The following is a 19,768-nucleotide window of genomic DNA, read 5'->3' as shown; positions in this document are numbered from 1 at the left end:
AAACTATTAAACTTTCAGCTTTTTTATTCATTCGTTCGATACCGAGCTTATATAAGCATAAGATCTTGAACTATATCATAGCAAATCGATAAATCGGCATTACATAGCGATTTTGCAATATGACTTGAAAAAAATGCTAACCGCCTCCACATAAAACTTCTACCTAATGTGATAAGCATCATCAAAAACATGTTGCGCACTGTTCACTACAGTTAAACCGCATTCATTTCTCACTTAATAAGGCACAGCCCTATATGAAAACTTCTAATGAAGCTGTCAGACTCGATAAATGGTTGTGGGCAGCACGCTTTTACAAAACTCGGTCTATTGCTCGTAACATGGTCGATGGTGGCAAAGTCCACTATAATGGTCAGCGCAGCAAGCCAAGTAAGATTGTCGAACTTGGGGCAGTTATTACACTGCGCCAAGGTAATGAAGAAAAGACGGTAACGATCGAGAAAATCTCAGCCCATCGTGGTGGAGCACCGATCGCTCAAACCCTCTATGAAGAAACCACCGAGAGCTTGGCAAAAAGAGAAGAGTTTGCAAAACAGCGTAAACTGCATGCACATAACCCAGCTCCAGAGCGTCGCCCTGATAAAAAGCAACGTCGTGACATCATCAAGTTCAAGCATCAATAAGCTAGAAGGAATAGCCAAATGGCAAACAATGTTTTAAATCGCTACCTATTTGAAGACCTATCAGTACGTGGTGAATTGGTACAAATGGATGAAGCGTACCAACAGATTATTTCTAGCAAGGAATACCCAGCTCCAGTACAAAAGCTGCTGGGTGAGCTATTGGTTTCAACTACGCTACTAACTGCGACCCTAAAATTTGAAGGTTCTATCACTATGCAGCTGCAAGGTGACGGCCCGGTATCTCTAGCAGTTATCAATGGCGACCATAACCAAAAGATTCGCGGTGTTGCTCGCTTTGAAGGCGAAATTGCTGACGACGCAGGTCTACACGACCTAATGGGTAAAGGCCACCTAGTGATCACTATCGACCCTAAGAAAGGTGAACGTTACCAAGGTATCGTTGGTCTTGAAGGTGACACACTAGCTCAAGTACTTGAAGGTTACTTCGCGAACTCTGAGCAGCTTAAGACTCGTCTATGGCTACGTACTGGTGAGCACGAAGGCAAAGCACACGCTGCAGGTATGTTGCTGCAAGTTATGCCTGATGGTACTGGTACTCCAAATGACTTCGAGCACCTAGAACAGCTAACAGACACAGTGAAAAACGAAGAGCTATTCTCTCTAGAAGCAAACGAACTGCTTTACCGTTTGTACAACCAAGAGAAAGTACAACTTTTCACACCACAGCCAGTTGAATTCTTCTGTGGTTGTTCTCGTGAACGCAGCGCAGCAGCGATCATTACCGTTGCTCAAGAAGAGATTTACGACATCCTAAGTACTGAAGGTAGCGTTGCTCTTCACTGTGATTACTGTGATACGAACTACTCGTTCGACAAGAACGACGTTGATGCACTGTATGCAGAAGCAGCAGATAAAGGCAGCAATACGGTTCATTAATTTACGTCGTGCCAAAAACACGTAATTTACCCCAAAAAGGTCAGCACTAAGCTGGCCTTTTTTGTGATCAAAATAGCGCAAACTTCGTAACATCTCGTAATAAAATCACCGCTTAATTTTAATCAATTAATAATGTTCCCGCCCCTAGCGCAAAGGTTTGCGTACAGGATAGACTAGTTAGGCCAATATGTGACGAGACACTTAAAACCCCATGGTTAATATGGATATTTTTTGAGCTGTATCCCTGTTTCCCCCGAGTCTCGTTGCTAGCATGGTGAGCAGATAACAATAAAAAATTAATACAAAATCCCTACAAAATATCCTACAAGGAGCACCTATGACCGTTATGGAACATACTAAGGCTGCACAAATTGATCTAACTAAGCACGGACTTACTGGCGTTACCGAAGTTCTTCGCAATCCTAGCTATGAGCAGTTATTCGTTGAAGAAACACTGCCAGGTTTGGAAGGCTACGAAAAAGGCGTAGTAACGGAGCTAGGTGCTGTTGCTGTTGACACTGGTATCTTTACTGGCCGCTCACCGAAAGATAAGTACATTGTTAAAGATGACACGACCCGCGATACCATGTGGTGGTCAGATCAAGGCAAAAACGATAACAAACCGATCACAACTGAAGTATGGAACGAGCTAAAAGAGCTTGTAACAACTCAGCTATCTGGCAAGCGCCTGTTTGTGATTGACGGTTACTGTGGTGCTAACCCAGATACACGCTTAAGTGTACGTATTATCACTGAAGTAGCGTGGCAAGCGCACTTCGTTAAGAACATGTTCATTCGTCCAACAGACGAAGAGTTGGCAACGTTCGAGCCAGATTTCGTGGTAATGAACGGTGCTAAAACAACCAACCCTAATTGGGAAAAACAGGGCCTAAACTCTGAGAACTTCGTTGCTTTCAACCTAACAGAGCGAGTTCAAATCATCGGTGGTACTTGGTACGGCGGTGAGATGAAGAAAGGCATGTTCGCAATGATGAACTACCTACTTCCTCTGCAAGGTATTGCTTCAATGCACTGTAGTGCGAACGTTGGTGAGAAAGGCGATGTAGCGGTATTCTTCGGCCTATCGGGCACAGGTAAAACAACGCTATCAACAGACCCTAAACGTGAACTAATCGGTGATGATGAGCACGGTTGGGATGACGACGGTATCTTCAACTTTGAAGGCGGTTGTTACGCGAAGACGATCCGTCTATCTAAGGAAGCAGAACCAGAAATCTATAATGCAATCCGTCGTGATGCACTGCTAGAAAACGTAACGGTTCGTGGCGATGGTTCTATCGATTTTGATGACGGTTCTAAAACAGAAAACACTCGTGTTTCTTACCCGATTCACCACATCGACAACATTGTTAAGCCAGTATCAAAAGCAGGTCACGCTCAAAAGGTTATCTTCCTGACTGCTGATGCATTTGGTGTATTACCACCAGTTTCTAAACTGACTCCAGAGCAAACGAAGTACCACTTCCTATCTGGTTTCACAGCGAAACTAGCAGGTACAGAGCGCGGTATCACAGAGCCGACTCCAACCTTCTCTGCAGCGTTCGGCGCGGCGTTCCTAACGCTTCACCCAACTCAGTACGCTGAAGTACTTGTAAAACGCATGGAAGCAGCTGGCGCTGAAGCTTACCTAGTAAACACGGGCTGGAACGGTACTGGCAAACGTATCTCTATCCAAGATACGCGTGGCATTATCGACGCTATCCTAGATGGTTCTATCGACAAGGCTGACACTAAGGTTATCCCTATGTTCAACCTAGAAGTGCCTCTAGCGCTGCACGATGTTGACCCAGCGATCCTAGATCCACGCGACACATACACAGACCCACTACAATGGGAAAGCAAAGCGAAAGATCTAGCAGAACGCTTCATCAATAACTTTGATAAGTACACTGACAACGCTGAAGGTAAGTCACTGGTTGCGGCAGGCCCACAACTCGACTAATCCAAGCATCTGCTCGGGCTAAGCCAAAAGCGAACGCCCATTTAAAACGATATTTTTGTAGCAAGCCCCTCTTTTGAGGGGCTTTTTTGTTGATGCTTGCCCCTTTTTGTTCCACTCTGTTTTAAGACTATTGAAATGTAAGGCTTTCAGGGAATGAAAAAGGTATTCATGGTGTTCGGCATTGTGTTGGCTATCGCCGTTGCGATTATCGCAGCGTTGCTATTAAGCCTACAGACTCAATACCGTGCGGATGTTGCTAACTTTTTTATCAAGCACACGGTTGACCAACCGGTGGTCATTGAAGATGTCGAGTATCAAGCGCCTTATCACATCACCCTAATGGGAATCACCTATACCCAACCAGAAAAGCAACCACCTCTGTATATCGATAAGGTCGATCTCTGGTTCAGCCCTGACTCTCTCATTGAAGCCAAACTCGTCTTAGACTCTGTATTAATCAGTGGTATCCAGTTGGAAGCGAACGATCTAGAAACGCTCTCACCACTGTTAACCGAACAAAAGCTCAAGCTCCGCCAGTTGGCGATCAATAACCTGGATTTTTCAACCAACAGCTTTAATGTGCGAGGCATCGACCTACAGATCGCCGAGCCAACCTTTAGCAATAATCAAACACTGCTGCCTTACGGCAAAACCCAACTTTCCGCTTCGCAACTCTATTGGCAAGGTGAAGCCTTCGATAACCTTCTGATCAACCTTGACCTTAAAGCGAGCGACAGCACCCTTTATGGCGCTTCGTTTGAGTGGCGCGGAGCCAAAATTTCTGGGCAAGCAGAGCAATATAAGCATGATTGGTCATTAGTGAACGTTACCGTTGATGGCTTACGCCTCAACCAGCAGCAAACTCAGAGCCTAGTGAGCAAAGAGTGGGATGTAGCGGGCATTCGTATCAACCATATCAACAGCTTAGATATTTTACGTAGCGACATCGAATGGCAAAGCGGACATCTTGCAGCCTTTGATGCTTCACTAGAAAACATCAAGTTACCTTTCGAACTGTGGAGACAACAGAAAGCGCTTTTCTCTCTGCAAGCCGAAGGAGTCACTGTTGATGATGACATGTTTGTCGAGCCAAATATCAAGCTAAGCCTAGAGCCAAACCAGATACTGATTGAAGATTTCTATACTCAATTTCTGCAAGGCACCGTTCAGCTCAATGGTGAGGTCACCCCTAGCAGCATTAGATTGGTGCAGCTCGACCTACAGGGCATTAAATGGGTCACGGAAAGCCAAAATAAAACACAGCCAGTAGCGCGCCTCTCACCCTGGCTTAAAGAGCTTCAACAAGCCTCTATAGAACGATTGAATGTAGAACGCACCCAGCTCATACAACTTGCACAAAAGCCTTACTGGCAAGTCTCTAGGCTGCACATTGAAGGACACCAAGTTCAACTGCTTCAGGATAGAAAGCTAGGATTGTGGCAAGGAGAACTGATGGCCAGCGCAAACGATGCCAGCTACCAAAGTATTCTCAGCGCTCAACCTGTGATTGAAATGAACAGTGACCAGGGGAAATGGACTCTAACACGCCTATTTGCTCCACTTAAGCAGGGGTATATCGAAGCCAATGCAACACTCGATTTTAACCAAGTCAGCAAACCGTGGAGTGTCGATATCTCAGCGGATGGCTTACCTATCTCGCCAATGCTGCAGCAACTCGACTTACCACTCGATGCCACAGGCTATGGTGAATTTGAACTGCAAGCTTCTGGCCTATATGGCGATTCACTCATGTTGGGCTATTCAACCACAGGCCAACTTAAAGGCAGCGTTCGTCAGGGTGTGATGACCTTTAACGATACGCTTTCTGAAACCTCGACCGATAACGTGTTTGAAATCCCTGAACTCAACGCGAGTTTTGACCGTGGTCGCTTCACGCTTCAACCGATGCACATTATTGGTGCACCCGCTGCAGAGGAAGGTTCACAGAGAGTTCAAACTTTGAATGGCGAAGTTTCTGGAGAGCTAGACTTGCTTAAAACTGAACAACACACTCTCTCAATTATGCTGTCCGACCCATGCAACCAAATCTCTGGCAAGCTTGATCAACCGGAGTACACAGCGATTAGCGACTGCCAACAAAAAAGCGCTACTCCAAGGGAGTAGCGCTTTCAATCCATAACTCAACCTATCATCAAGCAAGCGTGAAGTTATTCGCTCACCTTGCTGTCACTTGACAGGATCTTCTTGTAGTCAGGGATAAGCATGTAGGTTCCAGTAAACTCTACGGCTTCTACATCACCGCTGTGGATGGTCACGTGAATAATGATACGTGCCTTTCTTCCTGATGCGAGGCGATCCAAGTCACCACTGATACCATCTAAAGAAGTAGAGGCGACAGGGTTTTGCTCCACAGGATGGCGGTAACGAATATTACTGTCAGCTAGAACGATGTCGCCCGTCAGACCGCGCTCTTTCATCAGTAACCATGTCATTCCCCAACCAGTCAGTGTTGCTAGCGTAAAAGCAGAGCCTGCAAACATGGTGTTATGTGGGTTCAGATTCGGGTTTAGCTGAGCACTACACTCGAACTGATAACCTGTGTACTGGTTTATCTTGATGCCCATCTTATCGCTGATAGGGATCTGGTGCTCCCAACGCTGCTGAAGCTCATTACACCATTCAGGCTTGCGCAAAACGTCCGCCATTGGATCAAGCGGCTTCACCATCTGTTGGTGACGTACAGGACCACGTTGGTCGTTAATCTCACCACGACGCTCAAAGCTGTTCTTTTCATAGAATGAAATCGCATCTTCACGCGCGTTACACACCAAGCGCTTAGCGCCCTCTTGGCGAGCCAGCGACTCTAGTGCGACTAAAATCAGTGAGCCCATGCCTTTACTACGGCGAGAGTTTTTTACCGCCATGTAGCGGATCTGACCTTCGAGATCTGGGGTGATATACAGACGACCAATCGCCATCGGACGACCTCGACCATCTACAATCATGCGATGGTGACTCATGCCATCGTATTCGTCACGCTCAGAACCTACGGGCATTCGCCAAGGTTCACGCAACATCTGCCAACGAAAATGGTAATACTTGTTCAGTTGATTTTCGGTGGTTGGGGTTATGAGTTTAAACATGCTTATTCCTTTAAGCTTAAACCTGCAGCCAGAATGTTACTGGGCCATCATTAACCAGAGACACTTTCATGTCGGCTGCAAATCGGCCACGTTCCGTTGGCAATACTGATTCGCATTGGTCAGAGAAATAATTGTAAAGACGCTCGGCATCTTCTGGATGAGCACCACGAGAAAAACCTGCTCGTGTACCTTTTTTGGTATCGGCTGGCAGTGTGAATTGAGAAACTACTAGCACCTTGCCATTCACCTGCTTCACGTTGAGGTTCATTTTATCGTCTTCATCTCCAAAGACACGATAAGTCGTCACTCGTTCCATCAAACGTTTCGCTTTGGCTTCGTCGTCACCTTTTTCTACGCCTAATAGTACTAATAAGCCTTGTTCAATCTCACCAACTACTTCGCCATCAACACGGACGGCAGCTTCACTTACTCTCTGAATCAGTGCTATCACTGTTGTTTCCTTGCTCTGTGATTTTGTCGTTATCCGTGGAGTGTACCATTATTTTTTGCGTCTCACTCCACTCTTCCTTCTCACCGAGCGCAGCCGTCACCTCAGCACCCACCAGCACGATCAGCCAGCATAAATAAACCCAAACAAACAGAATCGGGATAGCCGCCAACGCGCCATAGATCACCTGATATGAAGGGAACTGAGTAATATAAGCAGCGAAGCCTTTCTTACTGAGTTCGAACAGTAATGCTGCTACCAAAGAGCCAGCGGCTGCATGAGAAAAGTGGATTTTCTTATTGGGTACCAGTAGATATAAACCAAAGAACGCAAAGAAAGAGAGAATCAGAGGGAGTTTGCGAATCAGAGTATTAAAGGCGCCAGATACCACTTCGTTTTGTAGCAAGCTTAATGATGTCACATATGAGGTGGCTGCAATGCTCGCCCCAACCAAGATTGGCCCGAGAGTGAGCACCATCCAGTACATCGAGAAAGACAGCACTGCACGTCGCTTCTCAGTAACACGCCAGATGTAATTTAGGTTCTTATCGATATTAGAGATCAGCATCAACGCAGCGATGAATAAGAACACACTACCAACCGCCGTCATCTTGCCGGTATTGGCAACGAACTCCAACAAGGCACCATGCACCGCATCCCCTGATGCTGGAACAAAGTTAGTAATGATGAAGTTTTGAATCACAATACCCACATCCGCGAACACGGAAAATGATGACAAGATCGAGAGCAAAACCGTCAACATGGGTACGATTGAAAGCAAGGTAATGTACGCCAAATAGCCCGCATTCACATTGACTCGGTCATGCGTCATACGTGCTAAAAGGTAGCGAAAATACTGGATACTAAGTATGCCGACCTTTGTAATCTTCAACTTGTAACTCCCTGGTAACTCGTTCATAGTCCTAATTATTATTCCGATATATCAATCACAGTGAATAAGTGTTCAAAAATAGCGTAGGAAAAAGGCTTGAGAACAAGGCAACCCTTCTCGGCAAAGAATAGTTTTGATAAGTAGTTATTCTACAATCAAAAATTCTAACGCCGTTATCGAGCATTTTAACAAGCTAGGTTGAGCGGTTATTTACTACGATTGATATTATTTAACTATAGGAAACAAGGATGCCTTATTTAATAGTTATAGTCCTCTCTATTTTTACTCTTACTGGATGCCAATCCGCTTATTACTCTGCAATGGAGCAAGTGGGCTATCACAAACGTGACATCATGGTCGACAGAGTAGAAGATGCAAAAGAGTCGCAGCAGGATGCTCAGGAAGAGTTTACCAGCGCACTTGAAGCACTCAGCAGCCTGACTAATTTCAGTGGCGGCGACCTAGAAGACATGTACAACAAAATAAACGATAAATACCAAGACAGCGAAAAAGCAGCGCAAAATGTGAGTGACCGAATCGCTGCGATTGAAGATGTGTCTGATGCGTTATTTGAAGAGTGGCAAGCCGAACTCGACCTCTACACCAGTGACTCCCTACGTCGATCGAGTGAACAAAAACTGCGTGAAACTAAATCGTCTTACCAAACCATGCTGTCAGCCATGAAGCGTGCAGAGAAGAAGATGGACCCAGTACTCAATACTCTGCGAGACAACACCCTTTATCTGAAACACAACCTCAATGCGAGTGCGGTTGGTTCACTGCAAGGTGAGTTTATGAGCCTAGAAAAAGACATCGCGTACGCGATCAAACAGATGAATGCAGCGATTGCCGAGTCGGATAAATTCCTTGCTCAGCTGAATCAAAAGTAGACAAAACAAGATAGGCCCGTATGAACCCAATCATTATAACTGGCGGCCCTGGCGCCGGAAAAACCACACTTATTAATGCCTTGGCTGATGCGGGTTACCCCAACTTCGCAGAGTCCTCTCGCCAGTTAATAGAACAACAAAGTCAGCTTGAAGACGGTACCTTGCCTTGGATAGACCTTCCCGGCTTTGCTGAGCTTTGTTTAGGTGTGATGTGCGAGCAAAAAGACCAAGCCAATCAACATCCGATTGCCTTTCTCGATCGCGCCATTCCCGACATCTGCGGTTATTTGGCTCAGGCTAACCTAGAGATAGATGCGACCTACCGAGATGCAAGCCAAGGTTACCACTCTCAAGTATTATTCTGTCGCCCCGAGGTTTCGATCTATGTTCAAGATGAAGTGCGCCCTTACCCATTTGAAGAAGCGTTAGAGCTTCACCACGCTCTAGTCAACGTCTATCAAGAGCTAGGTTATGAGGTGGTTGAAGTGCCGTTTATGTCGGTCGCTGAGCGAGTGCTGTTCGTTGAAAGTCAGCTAGCAATCAAAGCTACGCTCTAACTTAGTGAGCATATCTTGCCTGCTGCCAGTGTATATCTAAGAGAAATTCCAGATATTTCGTTCCTCAATTCTGGAATGACGATTCGATGACAGGAAATGGATAAAAAAGAACAGGCACCGAAGATACTCACCTTCTTAGTACCTAGCTATTTCCAGTCTAAACGCGCTCTTCATATCTCGCATCCCGTTTACTAGAATCTAAACAAACTAAAAAACAAAAGCCCTGAGCAGCTTGGCTACTCAGGGCTTTCTTATTTAGCTAGAAGCTAGTCAGCGAGCAATTAAGCTTTAGCTGGACGTGCTGCACGCTTACGTTCGTTTTCAGTAAGAAGCTTCTTACGGATACGAATGTTTTCTGGCGTTACTTCTACTAGTTCGTCTTCGTCGATGAACTCAAGAGCTTGCTCTAGAGTGTGACGGATAGGTGGCGAAAGAACCTGTGCTTCATCAGTACCAGATGCACGAACGTTCGTTAGCTGCTTACCTTTCAGACAGTTTACTGTCAGGTCGTTTGAACGGTTGTGAATACCGATGATTTGACCTTCGTATACTTCGTCCGCGTGCTCAGCGAATAGACGACCACGTTCTTGTAGGTTGAATAGAGCGTAAGTCAGAGCTTTACCTGTTGCGTTCGAGATTAGAACACCGTTGTTACGTTGACCAATTACGCCACCTTTGTGTGGACCGTAGTGATCGAACGTGTGGTAAAGAAGACCAGAACCAGACGTTAGCGTTAGGAACTCAGTTTGGAAACCGATAAGACCACGAGAAGGCATCATGAAGTCCATGCGAACACGGCCTTTGCCATCTGGAGACATATCAGTTAGCTCACCTTTACGTAGACCGATGTTTTCCATGATGCCACCTTGGTGCTCTTCAAGCACGTCGATAGTCACAGTTTCAAACGGTTCTGTTAGGTTGCCATCTTCGTCTTTCTTGATGATTACTTCTGGACGAGATACTGCTAGCTCGAAGCCTTCACGACGCATGTTCTCGATCAGGATAGAAAGGTGAAGTTCACCACGACCAGATACACGGAAACGGTCTGGATCGTCTGTTTGTTCAACACGTAGTGCAACGTTGTGTACTAGTTCTTTCTCTAGACGCTCAAGGATGTTACGTGAAGTTACGAACTTACCTTCTTTACCCGCGAACGGAGAAGTGTTTACTTGGAACGTCATTGTTACTGTTGGTTCATCAACAGAAAGCGGAGTCATCGCTTCAACGTTGTTCACATCACAGATAGTGTCAGAGATTTTAAGCTCACCAAGACCAGTGATTGCAATGATGTCACCAGCGTTAGCTTGTTCAACTTCGTGACGGTCAAGGCCTAGGTAACCTAGTACAGTACCTACTTTACCGTTACGCTTCTTACCGTCAGCGCCGATGATAGATACTTGTTGGTTTGGCTTAACAGAACCACGAGTAACACGTGCAACACCGATAACACCTACGTAAGAGCTGTAATCTAGTTGAGAAACTTGCATTTGTAGTGGACCGTCAAGGTCAACAGCTGGCGCGTCTACTGTATCAACAACAGCTTGGAACAATGGTTCCATGTCTGTACCAGTTTCGCCTTCAGTCATTGTTGCCCAACCGTTTAGAGCTGAAGCGTAAACAACTGTGAAGTCTAGCTGCTCATCAGTCGCACCTAGGTTGTCGAAAAGGTCGAATACTTGATCCATAACCCAATCAGGACGAGCGCCTGGGCGGTCAATCTTGTTGATTACAACGATTGGCTTAAGACCGTGTGCGAATGCTTTTTGCGTTACGAAACGAGTTTGAGGCATTGGGCCGTCAACTGCGTCAACGATAAGCAGAACAGAGTCAACCATAGACATGATACGCTCAACTTCACCACCGAAGTCCGCGTGTCCCGGGGTATCTACGATGTTGATGCGGTAATCATTCCAGTTGATTGCTGTGTTCTTAGCAAGGATGGTAATGCCACGCTCTTTTTCGATGTCATTCGAATCCATGACACGCTCTTCAGCTTCACCACGAGACTCAAGAGTGCCTGACTGTTGTAGCAGTTTATCAACCAAAGTCGTTTTACCGTGGTCAACGTGCGCGATGATCGCGATATTTCTTAACTTATCAATCTGTGGAGTAGACATGGATTCTCGATTCACTCATAAAAGTAGCCGCAAATGACCTCTGAAAATAGAGGAAATGCCACTAGCTTGATTAAAAAAACGGTCAATAATATACCAGATTCTAGACAAAAACCCAGAAATATGTGATCTGAACCAAGGCTTTTTTCTTAGTTAGCGATTCACATTGGCTTAACTTTGATTCAGTACAGTGTTGGCTAGCAAAATCTGTAGGATTCTAAAAAGTCTCGTACGCGAGTAACTCGCCGAAACTCTGGCTAAATAACAAAAGTGGATTGACAATGTCTGCAATTCATTGCTGAATGGTGTTCGCTTTTGTCTCATATTGGTGCACAGACAAACAATCGCACCAACTTGGTGCAACCAGAGATCATTTTGGTGCAAAATCAGAAGTAAGCGAAACAACAAAACAAGTAAATCATTGAAATTAATGGAATAATTTTTTTGGCACGCTTTTGGCTATAGATAAATCAGCATCGATTAATGCACTTGTTAGACATTAATCAATGCTAGTTTCAACCGAATCGAGCTAATACCGAATTAATAACACTGGAGGTTATCCAAGATGTCAGTAGAAAATGTACTATCCCTGATCCAAGAGAACGAAGTTAAATTTATCGACTTACGTTTTACTGATACAAAAGGTAAAGAGCAGCACATCTCTATTCCTTCTCACCAAGTTGATGCAGACTTCTTCGAAGAAGGCAAAATGTTTGACGGCTCTTCAGTAGCTGGTTGGAAAGGCATTAACGAATCTGACATGGTAATGATGCCAGACGCAGCATCTGCTGTACTGGACCCATTCACAGAAGACGCAACACTGAACATCCGTTGTGACATTCTAGAGCCTGCAACAATGCAAGGCTACGACCGTGACCCACGCTCTATCGCTAAACGTTCTGAAGAGTACCTACGTTCTACTGGTATCGCAGACACAGTTCTAGTTGGTCCAGAGCCAGAGTTCTTCCTATTTGACGACGTTAAGTTCTCAAACGACATGTCTGGTTCTTTCTTCAAGATCGACGACGTAGAAGCAGCTTGGAACACAGGTACTGAATTCGAAGGCGGTAACAAAGGTCACCGTCCTGGCGTTAAAGGCGGTTACTTCCCAGTAGCTCCTGTAGATTCATCTCAAGACATCCGTTCAGCAATGTGTCTAGTAATGGAAGAGATGGGCCTAGTAGTTGAAGCTCACCACCACGAAGTAGCAACTGCGGGTCAAAACGAAATCGCAACTCGCTTCAACACGCTAACAGCAAAAGCTGATGAAACTCAAATCTACAAGTACGTTGTACACAACGTTGCTCACGCATTTGGTAAAACAGCGACATTCATGCCTAAGCCACTAGTTGGTGACAACGGTTCTGGTATGCACGTTCACCAATCTCTAGCAAAAGACGGTGTTAACCTGTTTGCTGGTGATAAGTACGGCGGCCTATCTGAAATGGCGCTTTACTACATCGGTGGTGTAATCAAGCACGCTCGTGCAATCAACGCGTTTGCTAACCCATCTACAAACTCGTACAAGCGTCTTGTACCTGGTTTCGAAGCACCTGTAATGCTTGCTTACTCAGCACGTAACCGTTCTGCTTCTATCCGTATCCCAGTAGTACCAAGCCCTAAAGCACGTCGTATCGAGCTACGTTTTGGTGACCCAGCAGCTAACCCATACCTATGCTACTCAGCAATGCTTATGGCTGGCCTTGACGGCATCAAGAACAAGATTCACCCAGGCGAAGCTATGGATAAAGATCTATACGACCTTCCTGCAGAAGAAGCAGCTGAAATCCCAACAGTTGCAGAATCTCTACAAGAAGCTCTAGCAGCGCTTAGCGAAGACCGTGAGTTCCTAACAGCTGGCGGCGTATTCTCTGACGACTTCATCGATTCTTACATCGCTCTGAAATCTGACGATGTACAACGCGTGAACATGGCTACACACCCACTTGAGTTCGAACTGTACTACTCAGTTTAATCTCAGGTAGAGATAAGCCATTTCTTACTGCAACCTTGTAAGAATCGCTAACTAAATATTAGGCTCGCCTCGCAGGCGGGCCTTTTTTATATTCTCCCAACCCCTCCTTCTTCGTACCATGCCTAAGATAATAGACAAAAGCCCTCAGAGCCTGTCGAACTAAATACAATAAAATCAATAACAAAGCCAACGCCAAACGTGAAATCACCTAACGGTGAAAAGAGGCCAACCATATGAAAAACATACTGTTCCTGATCGGGTTAACAGTCGCACTCTCATGCTCAGCTCAAACGGTTTATACCTGGGTGGATGAAGATGACGTACTCCATTTTAGTGATACACCAACAGGCGAAGGTGCCAAGTCACTTCAGCTTCCGGATGTTCAAGCCTCAGCACCCGCACCTAAATTTGAGAGCTCTCAACCCGTTGACGCAAAAGCTTCAACACCCTCTCCAAGCCAAGATCAACCCAACACACAGCAATCTGAGCGAGAGGTCCCAGCGCCACTAGCTCTCACCATGCTCACTCCTATTCACGATCAAACCATTCGTAGCAACCGTGGGTTAATCTCGATTCAAATCGAACTCAACCGCAAACTGGGCATTGGTGAGCAACTGCAATTGATGCTCGATGGGCGACGTTATGGCGCACCACAAACTCAACCGACTTGGCAGTTGAAAGATATCGATCGAGGTACTCACACCATTGCAATTCAAGCACATAGAAGCGGCAAGCTTATTGCATCTACTACTCCAGTCACCGTGTATTTACATCGAGCGACGATCAAGTAGGCCAATGGGTTAAAAGAGACTGAATTACCGCGATTTTTTACCTGTTCTCAACAGCTTTCAGCAACTTTATTGAATTATCTTTAGCTTCTGATTGATATGCGCCATACTTGAACTTAGCTACGCACCAATTTGGTGCAGTGAGAAAAAACACCAGTTCAAGGACGAAACAGTGAATCGATCAGCCAAAAGCGACAGCATAGATACACACCATCTTTCCAACGCCATTCTCGACAATATGGTGACTTCGACATTGATGCTCGATGAGCAGTTATACGTGCGATACGCCAACCCGGCGGCTGAACAACTCTTTTCACAAAGTGCGAGACGCATTGTTGATCACCCATTAAGTCAACTTATCCAACACGCCTCGCTCGACTTAGCGCTTCTAACTCAACCTCTACAAAGCGGCCAGAGCATTACCGATAGCGACGTGACCTTTGTCGTCGACAACCGCCCGCTGATGCTTGAGGTGACGGTTAGTCCAATTACCTGGCAGCGTGAAACCCTGTTGCTCGTAGAGATGCGCAAGATAGACCAGCAAAGGCGCCTTAGCCAAGAGTTAAACCAACATGCGCAACAACAAGCGGCGAAGCTGTTAGTGCGCGGTTTAGCTCATGAAATAAAGAACCCTTTAGGTGGCTTAAGAGGGGCAGCGCAATTACTTGGAAAGATGCTTCCCGATCAGTCGCTGAATGAATACACCCAGATCATTATTGAGCAAGCCGACCGCTTGCGTGCTCTGGTCGACCGCCTACTTGGCCCACAAAAGCCGGGAACCAAGTCAGAAGAGAACCTCCACCAGATACTCGAAAAAGTCAGACAGTTGGTCGAGCTCGAGTCCGGCTCCACACTGGCGATTGAGCGAGACTACGATCCAAGCTTGCCACCAATAGTGATGGACTCAGCGCAGGTGGAACAGGCGATGCTCAATATCGTGAGCAATGCGGCTCAGATTTTAAAGGCACAAGATTCGGGCAAAATTACCATTCGCACCAGAACGGTGCATCAAGCCAACATTCATGGTCAGCGACACAAACTCGCGGCACGTATTGAGATCAGCGATAACGGTCCGGGTATCCCCGATGAATTAAAAGACACCCTGTTCTACCCCATGGTCAGTGGCCGTGAAGGCGGCACAGGGCTGGGACTATCCATTTCTCAGAACCTGATCGACCAGCACAACGGAAAAATCGATGTCGAGAGCTGGCCAGGGAACACCACATTTACGATTTACTTGCCGATTTAAACGAAGTGACACCCCTCAATGAGAAACTGAGTTTCAGGCAAGAAACGAATACAGAACAATAAAAACAATGATTATCACAATAGATTTGGCTGCAAAGGAATTGAATTATGAGTAAGGGATACGTTTGGGTCGTCGATGACGACAGCTCTATCCGCTGGGTAGTAGAGAAAACACTTTCGTCTGCGGATATAAAGTGTGAAACATTTGCTGATGCCGAGAGCGTCCTGCTTGCTCTTGAACGCGAGACACCCGATGTACTAGTGTCTGATATTCGCATGCCCGGCATTGACGGAATCGAACTATTGCATCAAGTGCATCAGCGCTCTCCCGACCTCCCGGTGATCATCATGACGGCGCACTCCGACTTAGATGCTGCAGTCAATGCTTATCAAAAAGGTGCCTTTGAATATCTGCCTAAGCCATTTGATATCGATGAAACGCTCACGCTCGTAGAACGAGCGATCGCCCACAGCCAAGAGCAGAAGCGCGAACAAGCCAGTGAGGCCTCTGAAGAGACCAATGCGCCAGAGATCATTGGTGAAGCTCCGGCAATGCAGGAGGTATTTCGTGCTATTGGTCGTCTGTCTCGCTCATCAATATCAGTACTGATTAATGGTGAGTCGGGTACCGGTAAAGAGTTGGTTGCTCACGCTTTGCATCGTCATAGCCCAAGAGCAAAGAAGCCTTTCATCGCTCTCAATATGGCGGCAATACCGAAAGACCTCATCGAATCCGAACTGTTTGGTCACGAGAAAGGTGCCTTTACCGGCGCTAACAGCGTTCGCCAAGGACGCTTTGAACAAGCCAACGGCGGCACCCTATTTCTGGATGAGATAGGCGACATGCCACTCGATATTCAAACTCGTTTGTTGCGTGTACTTTCTGATGGTCAGTTCTATCGTGTCGGCGGTCACTCTGCAGTTAAGGTAGACGTTCGTATCGTTGCGGCAACCCACCAAGATCTAGAACGACTAGTGCATGAAGGCGATTTCCGTGAAGATTTGTTCCACCGACTCAATGTGATTCGGATTCACATTCCTGCCCTACGTGAACGTAAACAAGATATCGAAAAGCTGACTCATCATTTCCTAGCCTCAGCGGCTGAAGAGTTGGGTGTGGAAGTGAAAACGCTGCACCCAGAAACCATAATCAAACTGAACCAGCTAAATTGGCCTGGTAACGTTCGTCAACTAGAGAACATCTGTCGTTGGTTGACCGTGATGGCGAGCGGTAGTGAAATCCTTCCTTCAGACCTACCACCGGAGCTATTGGAAGAAAAAACCGCCACACCATCAGGTACTGGAGATAACTGGCAGCAGCTACTTGCTAATTGGGCAAAATGTGCGCTTGATTCAGGAGAAAAAGAGCTGCTCACTTATGCTCTTCCGGAGTTTGAACGTATACTGCTAGAGGCTGCACTCAACCATACGAATGGTCACAAACAAGACGCAGCCAAGGTTTTGGGCTGGGGAAGGAACACCCTAACTCGTAAACTCAAAGAACTGTACTAGGCCTTATATGACTCTCGATGCAGCTACTTTTTAACCAAAAAAGTGTCGCTTGGTTTGAATAGTGTCGGTACAATTACAGTACACTATTCACCAAAGTTGTAGCTAACGATGTCTTTGAAAACACAAATTACATTGAGAACCGCTGTGGTTCTGCCCTTCGTGTTGATTTTTCTGTGCACTATGGGCGTAATGGTTTTCACTCAAAAGCAAAGCTACAAAGAGATGGTGAATGATATTAGTGCACGTCAGCTAACATCACTCACAGATAACGTTCACAAAAGCCTGGCCGAATTCTTAGAAAGGCCATTTCACGCCAATCTCTCGCTCAGTCAGAACATCGGCTATCACAAGCTTTATCAGCCCGGAAACCTGAGTCAGGTTCAAGACTACATCCTTTATAAGTTTTCTGACCATTTCACAGCCGTCCCTCAATTAGATGTGATCGGCTTTGGTTCAGAAGACGGTAACTATATCGGTTTTCGTAAAGAGGCCAACAACGGCTATACCTTAATGCTCCAAGATGACCGCACTCAAGATCAGCTGGTTATCTATCGCGGCAGTAAGATCAGTGACGATATTCGCTCGGTCATTTCCGGATACGATCCTAGAGTTCGTCCTTGGTATCGCCCAGTGGTCAATGACAAACAGCCGTCATGGTCTCCAATCTATGCCAACGCGGACGAACGCCAAGAGATCACCCTTTCAGCTCTTGCTCCTATCTATGACGACAACGAGTTCAAAGCAGTTATCGTTAGCGATATCAAGATCAACACCTTCAACGCATTCTTGAGAGAACTGAAAGAAAAAACCGATGCGTCGGTTTACATCATCGATCAGCAGCAACGCTTGGTTGCCCACTCAGGTAGTGGCAGTGTGGTTTCTTGGGGGACAGGAAAAACACATAAAGGCCAACGCTTATTGGCCATCGAGAGTGCTAACCCTGTGATACGAGAGAGCGCCAGCTACGTTGACCAGCAGCACTTGATTGAAAATATGGGCGTCCAACGCTTCAGGTTTACCCTAGATGGCGAGCAGTACTTCAATCAAATAACGCCTTATCAAGATGAATACGGCATTACTTGGTTTATCGGCATGTCGATCCCAGAAACTAATCTGCTTGGTGAACTGCCTGAAAGTCAAAGAAATAGCTGGTTGATTGGACTCGCACTAAGCTGCATTGGCATCATCCTAGGTTTAATTGCCTTTAACCGAGTAACCCAGCCAATTACCTCCACCGCTGATGCTGCAAAGCGCCTTGCCAACGGTGACTGGGACAGTAGCATGCCAAGGTCTGGCAATATCTATGAAACCAGTATGTTAGTCGAAGCGTTCAATGAGATGGCCAGCAACTTGAAAACCTCATTCAAGCAGCTTCAGTCTCAGCTGACTTATGATTCGCTCACTAAGCTCTATAGCAGAGAGGGCTTTATCGATGCAGCCAAGAAAAGTGTAGGAAACGATAAAGGCACGCTTTTCTTGGTAGGTATAGACCGCTTCCGCGACATCAATGACAGCCTTGGTCATTACAATGGCGACCAACTGTTGATCATATCGGCAGCGCGCTTACGAGGCATGCTGCCATCAGAGTATCTACTGGCTCGTACTGGTGGTGATGAGTTTGCTATCTACGCACCAAGCGTCACTCAAGAGAGTGACGTTCAGCTGCTGGCAAATCGCCTACTGCAGACCTTCGCCTCTCCGTTTGCGATGGAGTCTGAGAGTGTGGTTGTCAAAGTCTCTATCGGTATTGTCCATGTATCCAACGATCAAGATATTGCTGTGTGGCTTCGCAATAGCAGCATTGCATTGAGCAACGCCAAGCAAGACAAAGCCCGCGTCAGTATCTACAGCCCGGAAATGGGGAACGCTTCTAGGCATAGAACCAAGATGTTGGCGCGTCTCAATAAAGCGATCGACCTTCAACAGTTCGAACCATTTTATCAGCCAATCATCGATCTCGAATCAGGCTCAACCATAGGGGCTGAAGCGCTAGCGCGTTGGGTAACAGATGAAGGCATTATCTCACCATTAGAGTTTATTCCTCTTGCCGAGGAGAGCGGCCTTATCTACGACATAGGTAAGCAGATCCTGCACAAGTCTTGCCGAGATACGGCTATCGCAATCGAGTCAGGCAAGTGGAGTGAAGACTTCTCTATTCACGTTAATCTCTCAGTTGACCAGCTTAGTGAGAATGGGTTCATTGATTTAGTGAAGAAGACTCTGAGTGAGACCAAGCTACCAGCGAAGAACCTCACCTTGGAGATCACCGAATCGCGAATCGTCGACAACGACCCAACGGTCATCGACAACATGCTGACACTCAAAGCATTAGGTATCTCAATTGCGATTGATGATTTTGGTACCGGATATTCGTCGCTGGCCTACCTACAAAAACTGCCATTCGACTGCCTTAAGATCGACCGCAGCTTCGTCAGCAAGCTCGATAAAGAGAACCTAGACAGCTCAATTGTTGCCGCTATCGTCAATATCACCAAAGGCTTCAAGGTTAGCTTAGTCGCTGAAGGGGTTGAGACTCAGCAGCAAGCTGACTTGCTTAAACAGCTACAATGTCCGCAGGCGCAAGGCTTCCTATACAGTCGCCCGGTGCCGTTTGACCAATGGCCGACTGATCTTGCTAACGCTAAACAAGGCCGCAAACAGACTACTGCCTAAGCAAGCTAAGATTAGAGTAAGTCGAATACAAAAATGCCAGCGTGATGCTGGCATTTTTTATGTTTT

General features: G+C 46.2%; 15 protein-coding genes. 11 read left to right on the top strand and 4 right to left on the bottom strand.

Translation table 11 applies throughout. The features are described from left to right. Positions 1–254: 254 nt before the first annotated feature. From hslR to F0232_RS11845, 4 genes are all read left to right on the top strand, one after another. On the top strand, positions 255–641 hold the full coding sequence (hslR, locus tag F0232_RS11860; RefSeq protein WP_004741464.1) for a ribosome-associated heat shock protein Hsp15: 387 nt from the start codon (positions 255–257) through the stop codon (positions 639–641). A gap of 18 nt (positions 642–659) precedes the next feature. Then, on the top strand, positions 660–1,538 hold the full coding sequence (gene hslO / locus F0232_RS11855; protein ID WP_105057733.1) for an Hsp33 family molecular chaperone HslO: 879 nt from the start codon (positions 660–662) through the stop codon (positions 1,536–1,538). Positions 1,539–1,875: 337 nt separating this feature from the next. Next, the gene (gene pckA, locus F0232_RS11850) at positions 1,876–3,501 is read left to right on the top strand and encodes a phosphoenolpyruvate carboxykinase (ATP) (protein ID WP_105057732.1); all 1,626 of its coding nucleotides are present in this window, start codon (positions 1,876–1,878) and stop codon (positions 3,499–3,501) included. 153 nt (positions 3,502–3,654) lie between these two features. After that, positions 3,655–5,625, top strand: coding sequence for an AsmA family protein (locus F0232_RS11845; protein WP_105057731.1), 1,971 nt, complete (start codon positions 3,655–3,657; stop codon positions 5,623–5,625). A gap of 44 nt (positions 5,626–5,669) precedes the next feature. Here the strand turns inward: F0232_RS11845 and F0232_RS11840 are convergent, their stop codons facing one another. Genes F0232_RS11840 through F0232_RS11830 form a run of 3 tightly spaced genes read right to left on the bottom strand, consistent with a single transcriptional unit; the run spans position 5,670 to position 7,972 of the window. Beyond that, complete coding sequence (locus tag F0232_RS11840; RefSeq protein ID WP_004741468.1) at positions 5,670–6,605, bottom strand: bifunctional GNAT family N-acetyltransferase/hotdog fold thioesterase; 936 nt, start codon at positions 6,603–6,605, stop codon at positions 5,670–5,672. Positions 6,606–6,621: 16 nt separating this feature from the next. Continuing rightward, entirely contained in the window at positions 6,622–7,056 is a 435-nt protein-coding gene (gene dtd, locus F0232_RS11835; RefSeq protein WP_004741469.1) for a D-aminoacyl-tRNA deacylase, read from the bottom strand. Then, positions 7,028–7,972 carry a virulence factor BrkB family protein gene (locus F0232_RS11830; protein ID WP_032498328.1) on the bottom strand — a complete coding sequence of 315 codons (945 nt, stop codon included), beginning with the start codon at positions 7,970–7,972 and terminating at the stop codon, positions 7,028–7,030. The genes dtd and F0232_RS11830 overlap by 29 nt, the downstream gene beginning before the upstream one ends. Before the next feature lie 221 nt (positions 7,973–8,193). Between F0232_RS11830 and F0232_RS11825 the strand changes: the two genes are divergently transcribed. Together F0232_RS11825 and F0232_RS11820 are read left to right on the top strand one after the other, a co-directional pair. Next, positions 8,194–8,835, top strand: a complete 642-nt coding sequence (locus F0232_RS11825) for a DUF2959 domain-containing protein (RefSeq protein WP_032498329.1) — start codon at positions 8,194–8,196, stop codon at positions 8,833–8,835. 20 nt (positions 8,836–8,855) lie between these two features. Beyond that, positions 8,856–9,392 carry an AAA family ATPase gene (locus F0232_RS11820; protein ID WP_105057730.1) on the top strand — a complete coding sequence of 179 codons (537 nt, stop codon included), beginning with the start codon at positions 8,856–8,858 and terminating at the stop codon, positions 9,390–9,392. Positions 9,393–9,673: 281 nt separating this feature from the next. On the opposite strand, the gene typA is transcribed toward F0232_RS11820, so the two are convergent. After that, positions 9,674–11,509 (bottom strand): translational GTPase TypA, encoded by a 1,836-nt coding sequence (gene typA, locus F0232_RS11815; protein WP_008218470.1) that lies wholly within the window; start codon positions 11,507–11,509, stop codon positions 9,674–9,676. Positions 11,510–12,071: 562 nt separating this feature from the next. On the opposite strand from typA, the gene glnA reads away from it, so the two are divergent. The 5 genes from glnA to F0232_RS11790 all read left to right on the top strand — a co-directional run bounded on the left by glnA (position 12,072) and on the right by F0232_RS11790 (position 19,702). Beyond that, complete coding sequence (gene glnA / locus F0232_RS11810) at positions 12,072–13,481, top strand: glutamate--ammonia ligase (RefSeq protein ID WP_008218471.1); 1,410 nt, start codon at positions 12,072–12,074, stop codon at positions 13,479–13,481. A gap of 233 nt (positions 13,482–13,714) precedes the next feature. Next, positions 13,715–14,272 carry a DUF4124 domain-containing protein gene (locus F0232_RS11805; RefSeq protein ID WP_105057729.1) on the top strand — a complete coding sequence of 186 codons (558 nt, stop codon included), beginning with the start codon at positions 13,715–13,717 and terminating at the stop codon, positions 14,270–14,272. A 169-nt stretch (positions 14,273–14,441) separates the two neighbouring features. Continuing rightward, positions 14,442–15,518: a nitrogen regulation protein NR(II) gene (gene glnL, locus F0232_RS11800; protein WP_061033103.1), complete on the top strand. Its 1,077-nt coding sequence runs from the start codon at positions 14,442–14,444 to the stop codon at positions 15,516–15,518. A gap of 107 nt (positions 15,519–15,625) precedes the next feature. Next, a complete protein-coding gene (gene glnG / locus F0232_RS11795) occupies positions 15,626–17,029 on the top strand; it encodes a nitrogen regulation protein NR(I) (protein ID WP_061033102.1) in 1,404 nt (467 codons plus the stop codon). A 108-nt stretch (positions 17,030–17,137) separates the two neighbouring features. Further along, complete coding sequence (locus F0232_RS11790; RefSeq protein WP_105057728.1) at positions 17,138–19,702, top strand: EAL domain-containing protein; 2,565 nt, start codon at positions 17,138–17,140, stop codon at positions 19,700–19,702. The last annotated feature ends 66 nt before the right edge of the window (positions 19,703–19,768 follow it).

This window comes from Vibrio sp. T3Y01, from assembly GCF_013114525.1.
Classification (GTDB): Bacteria; Pseudomonadota; Gammaproteobacteria; order Enterobacterales; family Vibrionaceae; genus Vibrio; species Vibrio chagasii_B.
The sequence above is the reverse complement of the archived record's forward strand: the minus strand, read 5'-3'. Positions and strand labels throughout refer to the sequence as shown.